General features: G+C 64.7%; 8 protein-coding genes. 7 read left to right on the top strand and 1 reads right to left on the bottom strand.

The features are described 5' to 3' along the window. Positions 1–72 precede the first annotated feature (72 nt). The 6 genes from ACESL9_RS16830 (at position 73) to ACESL9_RS16805 (ending at position 3809) form a co-directional block, all read left to right on the top strand. Complete coding sequence (locus tag ACESL9_RS16830; RefSeq protein ID WP_372675271.1) at positions 73–288, top strand: hypothetical protein; 216 nt, start codon at positions 73–75, stop codon at positions 286–288. An 83-nt stretch (positions 289–371) separates the two neighbouring features. Continuing rightward, on the top strand, positions 372–1070 hold the full coding sequence (locus ACESL9_RS16825; protein WP_372613716.1) for a CoA transferase subunit A: 699 nt from the start codon (positions 372–374) through the stop codon (positions 1068–1070). Between the two features lie 14 nt (positions 1071–1084). Beyond that, complete coding sequence (locus ACESL9_RS16820) at positions 1085–1318, top strand: hypothetical protein (RefSeq protein ID WP_372613718.1); 234 nt, start codon at positions 1085–1087, stop codon at positions 1316–1318. A gap of 2 nt (positions 1319–1320) precedes the next feature. Next, complete coding sequence (locus ACESL9_RS16815) at positions 1321–2394, top strand: GSCFA domain-containing protein (RefSeq protein ID WP_372613720.1); 1074 nt, start codon at positions 1321–1323, stop codon at positions 2392–2394. Then, positions 2391–3182: a hypothetical protein gene (locus ACESL9_RS16810; protein ID WP_372613722.1), complete on the top strand. Its 792-nt coding sequence runs from the start codon at positions 2391–2393 to the stop codon at positions 3180–3182. Before ACESL9_RS16815 ends, ACESL9_RS16810 begins: the two co-directional genes overlap by 4 nt. After that, positions 3183–3809, top strand: a complete 627-nt coding sequence (locus tag ACESL9_RS16805; protein ID WP_372613724.1) for a CoA transferase subunit B — start codon at positions 3183–3185, stop codon at positions 3807–3809. It abuts the gene before it with no gap. Positions 3810–3856: 47 nt separating this feature from the next. Here ACESL9_RS16805 and ACESL9_RS16800 read toward each other — a convergent pair whose 3' ends face one another. Then, the gene (locus tag ACESL9_RS16800) at positions 3857–4699 is read right to left on the bottom strand and encodes a lytic transglycosylase domain-containing protein (protein WP_372613726.1); all 843 of its coding nucleotides are present in this window, start codon (positions 4697–4699) and stop codon (positions 3857–3859) included. Positions 4700–5061: 362 nt separating this feature from the next. On the opposite strand from ACESL9_RS16800, the gene ACESL9_RS16795 reads away from it, so the two are divergent. Beyond that, on the top strand, positions 5062–5241 hold the full coding sequence (locus ACESL9_RS16795; protein ID WP_372675270.1) for a hypothetical protein: 180 nt from the start codon (positions 5062–5064) through the stop codon (positions 5239–5241). The last annotated feature ends 65 nt before the right edge of the window (positions 5242–5306 follow it).

The raw sequence follows: 5306 nt of genomic DNA, 5'->3' as shown, positions 1-5306 counted from the left end.
GCCCTCGCCCCATTCCGGCCACGTTCCGCGCCTAATCCGTGAAGCTGTGACAACGAGACGGAGAGCGACAGGATGCTCGGCAAATACTCCCTCTGGTTCTTGGCAGGCACGGTGGTTGGCCTCGTGCGCGGCGGCAACAGCCTCCTGGCGCAGATGGGCGAGGGTGAGGCTCAGACCTCCTATGCCATCACGCAACTCGTTCTCGCCGCCCTTCCTTATACCGGGCTGGCGCTGCTCATCTGCTTTGTCCTGCGCCGCATCACCGGACACGGCCGAACATCGGCCTGACGCGGCCCGGTTCCGATCCCGCGATATTGACTTCCCCGCACACGCGCGTCACATACGGGCCAAGCACCGAGAGGGAGTTTCCGATGAACAAGATCTATGCCAATGCCGCCGCCGCACTCGATGGCATCCTGCATGACGACATGCTGATCGCCGCCGGCGGGTTCGGCCTTTGCGGCATCCCCGAACTTCTGCTCGACGCGATCCGCGACGCCGGTGTCAAGAACCTGACCTTCGCGTCGAACAACGCGGGCGTGGACGATTTCGGTATCGGTATCCTGCTGCAAACCAAGCAGGTGAAAAAGATGATGGCCTCCTATGTCGGCGAGAATGCCGAGTTCATGCGCCAGTATCTCTCGGGCGAGCTCGAGCTTGAATTCAACCCCCAGGGCACGCTGGCCGAGCGGATGCGCGCAGGCGGGGCGGGCATTCCGGGCTTCTACACCAAGACCGGCGTCGGCACCCAGATCGCCGAGGGCAAGGAACACAAGGATTTCAACGGCGAAACCTATATCATGGAGGAAGGCATCTTCGCCGATCTCTCCATCGTCAAGGCGTGGAAGGCCGACACCACCGGCAACGCGATCTTCCGCAAGACCGCGCGCAACTTCAACCCGCCCGCCGCCATGTGCGGACGCATCTGCGTGATGGAGGTCGAAGAGATCGTCGAACCCGGCACGCTCGACCCCGACAAGATTCACCTGCCCGGCATCTACGTGCACCGCCTGATCCAGGGCGAACACGAAAAGCGCATCGAAAAGCGCACCACCCGCCCGGCAGCCTGATGGAGGCGCAATAGATGGATCGCGATGAGGCCCTCAACCGCCGCGGCGATTTGATCGAGGAACGGACAAGCGACTACATCCGCCGCTCCAAGCGGATCGTGCTCGACACCTTCGGCATCGAGGCGGCCAAGGAGCAATCCACGCTCACGCTGCAACTCGCCACCGCCATGATCCATCTCGAAGCGGCAGAATTGAACGCGGCCTCGCTGCGCCGCATCGCCAGGACGCTCGAACAGAAAGACGGCTGATCATGGCCCGCCGCCCCGCAGGCCGGCGTTCGCCCTACGCGGACCTGCCGCGCGCCGCCTTCTGGCGCTCGGCCATGCGCGCGCCCGACGAGGCAACCGTCGCCGCGCTCTATCGCCCGAAATTCGACCTCACACCGCAAACACGCCTGATGACCGCGGGAAGCTGCTTTGCCCAGCATCTGCACCGCACGCTCACTCGCGCCGGCTGGAATGTGCTTCAGGGTGAAGGCACGGGGCGGCTTCTGCCGGCCGCGCTCGCCCGCGATTATGGCTACAACATCTATTCGGCGCGCTATGGCAATATCTACACCGCCCGGCAGCTGCGCCAGCTCATCGAGGACGCACTTTCGGACACCCCGCGCCCTGCGCCGGTCTGGACCCGCGACGGGCGGGTCTTCGACGCGCTGCGCCCCACGGTCGAACCGCACGGGCTCGACAGTGCCGACCTGGTGCAGGAGGCGCGGCGCGACCACCTGGCCTGCGTGCGCGGGGTGCTGGCCGAAACCGACGTTCTGATCTTCACGCTCGGCCTGACCGAATGCTGGATCGACCGCGCCACCGGGCTTGCCCTGCCCACCGCGCCCGGCACCGTGGCCGGGCAATATGACCCCGATACGGTGACATTCCACAATTTCACCTACCCCGAGGTTCTGGCCGATCTCTGCGCCAGCCGCGATCTTCTGCACGCGGCGGGATATCCGGTCCGAATACTGCTGACCGTCTCGCCCGTGCCGCTCACCGCCACTGCAAGCGGCGCGCATGTGGGCACCGCCACCACCTACTCCAAATCGGTGCTGCGCGCGGTCTGCGGCATGCTGGAGGCGCAAGACCCCGATTTCGACTATTTCCCCGCTTACGAAATCATCACCACAACCGCCGCCGGTGGGCCCCATTTCGCCCGCAACAGGCGCGATCCGTCGGCCACCGGCGTCGATACCGTTCTGGGCGTGTTTGCCATGGCCCATGGCGACGGCCCCGCCCCCGAAATCGCCCCCCCGACCGAACCGCCCGACACCGGCAAGACCGCCGAAGAGGTCGCCTGCGAAGAAATCCTGCTCGAGGCGTTCCGCAAATGATCCGGGTGGCCATCATCGGGAATTCCCATATCGGCGCCTATGCCGAGGCGTCACAGGCAATCCGCGCCGCGTTTCCGACGGTTGAATTGTCCTTCTTCGCCTTTCCGCGGCATGACCTGCGCTCGGCGGACCTGGGCGATGACGGCTGGCTGCGCGCACGGGGCGATCACGACTCCGCCCTGCCCTCCGAGATCGACCTTGCCGCGCAGGACCGTGTCATCGTCGCGGGTCAGCCCTTTGCCATGATCGGTCTCGACGCGCTTCTGGCCGAGTTCGACATCCTGGGCTGGCCCGGGACCGGCAAGGCGCGCCGTCTTTCGCCCGCGCTTTTCGCCGAATACACCCGGCAGGCCGTCACTGGCGCGGCCGGGCGCCTGATGAAATGGTTCGGTGATGACGGCCGGGGGCGCTTCACATACCTTGCCCAGCCGCTCGTCACCGACCGGGCCCGGCCCGGAAGCTCGAAAATGGCAACGCTGGCCTTTCATCCCGCCGCGCCGCGCATCTTCGAGCAGTGGCACAGCGCGCTCGCCGCCACCGCAAGCGACATGCCTTGCCCGATCGTGCCACAACCGCCCGAATTGCGCGCCAGCGACGTCTTTACCCCGCACCGTTTCGCCCGCGCCGCCACGTTGCCGCCCGATCGCGCGCCCGCGCCCGCCGACCATATCCACATGAGCGCCGAATACGCGCTCGCCCATTTCCGGGCCATTGCAAAAACCTGGCCGGAATTGCATAACAGCCCCGAACGACCCCCCGGCCCTTTGCCGATAAAGGAGAGCGAATAAATGCCCTGGGACCGCAATCAGATGGCCGCCCGCGCCGCGCAAGAGCTTGAGGACGGCATGTATGTCAATCTCGGCATCGGTATTCCGACGCTGGTGTCGAACTATATCCCCGAAGGCGTCCACGTCACGCTGCAATCCGAGAACGGCATGCTCGGCATGGGCCCCTTCCCGGTCGAGGGCACCGAAGACCCCGATCTCATCAACGCGGGCAAGCAGACCATCACCGAACTGCCCCACACCTCCTATTTCGACAGCGCCACCAGTTTCGGCATGATCCGCGGCGGCAAGATCGCGATGGCGATCCTCGGCGCGATGGAAGTCTCCGAGAAGGGCGACCTTGCCAACTGGATGATCCCGGGCAAGCTGGTCAAGGGCATGGGCGGCGCGATGGACCTCGTCGCCGGGGTCGGTCGCGTGATCGTGGTGATGGACCACACCAACAAGGCCGGTGAGTCCAAGCTTCTCAAGGAATGCACCCTGCCCCTCACCGGCAAGGGCGTGGTCGATGTGATCATCACCAACCTCGCGGTGCTGGAGGTCGAGCACAAGGGCCTGCATATCGCCGAGCTGGCCCCCGGCGTCACCCGCGAAGAGGTGATCGCCGCAACCGAGGCCCATATCGTCTGAGGATACGCGATGGACGGGGCTGCGGGCGCACCTCTGCGCCCCGGCCCTCAGCCGTCTTTCCTCACCTCGACATTGAAGACACAGCCGTCACTGAGCAGTTGCGGCGGCGTGCGGCACAGCCCGCGCGCCGTCTGGAACGCGGCCAGCACCTTGGGCACATAATCGCGCGTCTCGGCATAGGGCGGCACGCCATGGTGGGCTTTCACCGCGTTCTCGCCCGCGTTGTAGCCCGCCAGCACGAGGATCGGGTCACGGTCGAACTCCTTCATCAGGAAATCCAGGAACGCCACCCCGCCATTGATATTGTCGGCGGACAACGACACGTCACCGACCCCGAACCGCACCGCCGTCGCCGGCATGAGTTGCATCAGCCCCGAGGCCCCGGCATGGCTCACCGCGTCGTTCCGGCCCGACGATTCCACCGCGATCACGGCCAGAACCAGTGCCGGCGAGACCTCGGTGCCCACCGTCGCACGCAGGATGTTCGCGCCCTGCGCGCGCGCGATGTCCTGCAGGCCTTGAAGCCTTGGCGCCCGCACCGCCTCCGCCCCGCCGGGCGGGTTGGCAATCCGGGCCAACGCCTCTTCGAGCCGCCCGGGGCCGCTTTCTTCGATCTCGGGTGACACCGAATCCCAGAACCAGCCATAACGCCCCTTTGCCGTCACCGCCGCATCCCCCGGTTCGGGGGGCGCCCCTTCCGCAGGTTCCGACTCACCGCGCGCCTCAGGCTCGATCTGGATGGTGATCCGCCTGTCCGCGTCGGGCTTGGGCGGTTTCACCCGTTTGAAGGTAAACTCGGGAAAGGGTGGCGGCGTTTCGGCCCGGGCCGGCGCGGGCTGCATTGCCCCGCCCAGCAGCGCCACGGCCGTCATCGTGATGATCGCTCGCATGGGTGCGATATGTCCCGCCTCGTTTCTCTTTGCGCGCATGATCGCAGAAAACGCGCCGTCGGGCCAGAATCCACCGCCAAATCATTGGAATTTATGCCACATTTGCCACGCAAACCCGCGAAAGATCGGCCCGGTAGCACTTTTTTAATTTTTCTTTCCAAAAGATTTCAATGACTTAATAGCAAACAGGGGAATGCCTGCGAAATTCAATGGAAATGCTGAAATCACGCCCAATTCCTGCCCGAATCCACTGGCTATATACAACCATACCAAGACGGCGACGGGCCAAGTGAGAGAGAAACGGCCCACCACCTCGCTGCCAAGGTTACGCAAACTTAACTGATCCTTTGGAGGGACGAACCATGATCAAATTTTTCAAGAACTTCACCAAAGACGAAGACGGCGCAGTCACGGTTGACTGGGTTGTCCTGACCGCAGCCGTCGTGGGCCTGGCCGTGGCCGCCTACACCTCGATCGAAACCGGCGCAACCGGCCTCACTGACAACACGGCGACCTATATCGGCGAGCAAGCTCCGGAATAAGATCCGGCTGACTTGATCAGTCACAGGGGGGGGCCGTTTCCGATCCGGACACGGCCCCCTATTGC

The sequence above is a fragment of the Aquicoccus sp. genome, assembly GCF_041686535.1.
GTDB lineage: Bacteria > Pseudomonadota > Alphaproteobacteria > Rhodobacterales > Rhodobacteraceae > Aquicoccus.
The sequence above is the reverse complement of the archived record's forward strand: the minus strand, read 5'-3'. Positions and strand labels throughout refer to the sequence as shown.

Excerpts from the sequence above, each read along its gene's own strand:
- ACESL9_RS16830 (WP_372675271.1), top strand. The coding sequence starts at position 73 with ATGCTCGGCAAATACTCCCTCTGGTTCTTGGCAGGCACGGTGGTTGGC.
- ACESL9_RS16825 (WP_372613716.1), top strand. The coding sequence starts at position 372 with ATGAACAAGATCTATGCCAATGCCGCCGCCGCACTCGATGGCATCCTG.
- ACESL9_RS16820 (WP_372613718.1), top strand. The coding sequence starts at position 1,085 with ATGGATCGCGATGAGGCCCTCAACCGCCGCGGCGATTTGATCGAGGAA.
- ACESL9_RS16815 (WP_372613720.1), top strand. The coding sequence starts at position 1,321 with ATGGCCCGCCGCCCCGCAGGCCGGCGTTCGCCCTACGCGGACCTGCCG.
- ACESL9_RS16810 (WP_372613722.1), top strand. The coding sequence starts at position 2,391 with ATGATCCGGGTGGCCATCATCGGGAATTCCCATATCGGCGCCTATGCC.
- ACESL9_RS16805 (WP_372613724.1), top strand. The coding sequence starts at position 3,183 with ATGCCCTGGGACCGCAATCAGATGGCCGCCCGCGCCGCGCAAGAGCTT.
- ACESL9_RS16800 (WP_372613726.1), bottom strand. The coding sequence starts at position 4,699 with ATGCGAGCGATCATCACGATGACGGCCGTGGCGCTGCTGGGCGGGGCA.
- ACESL9_RS16795 (WP_372675270.1), top strand. The coding sequence starts at position 5,062 with ATGATCAAATTTTTCAAGAACTTCACCAAAGACGAAGACGGCGCAGTC.